At 77.1% G+C, this 581-nt stretch carries 1 pseudogene; it reads left to right on the top strand.

What is annotated here, in order from left to right:
• A pseudogene (locus ACXR2U_RS24105) lies at positions 1-581 on the top strand (hypothetical protein); the annotation flags it as partial.

Raw genomic sequence — 581 nt, forward strand, 5'->3', positions numbered from 1 at the left:
GCCGCGCGGGCGGCCGGCACCGACGGCCAGGCCATCGGGTTCGCCTCGGCCGACGTGCTCGCGGCGGTGCGGCGGCAGGCGGACGTCGAGCGCGCGGCGACGGCCGCCACTCCCCTGCTCGACCTCACCGCGCCGACCGAGGAGGCCACGGCCGCGGCGTTCGCCCACACCGCGGTGATCGGCGCTCGACCCGACAACGCCCCGGCTCTCGCCGAGGCCGGCCGGTTCTTCGGGCGGCTCGCCCACCTACTCGATGCCGTCGAGGACCTCGCCGACGACCGGGCCGCGGGCCGGTTCAACCCGATCGAGGTCACCGGGACGTCGTCCGCCGACGTCCGTGCACTGTGCAACGACGCCGTCACCGGCATCAGGCTGGCGTTGCAGGATGCAACGTTCGTTGATCGCCGCCTCGTGCACCGTCTGCTGGTCCACGAGACCGGGCACGCCGTCGAGCGCGCCTTCGGCACCCACGGCCACCAGACCCACGGCCACCGGACCCCGACCGACGGGGCACCGTGGCCGCCGCCGGGCACCGAGCCCGGCGCCGAACCCGGCCCGGGCGGCCCGGCGGTCCCGGCGGT

Source organism: Jatrophihabitans sp. YIM 134969, from assembly GCF_054456675.1.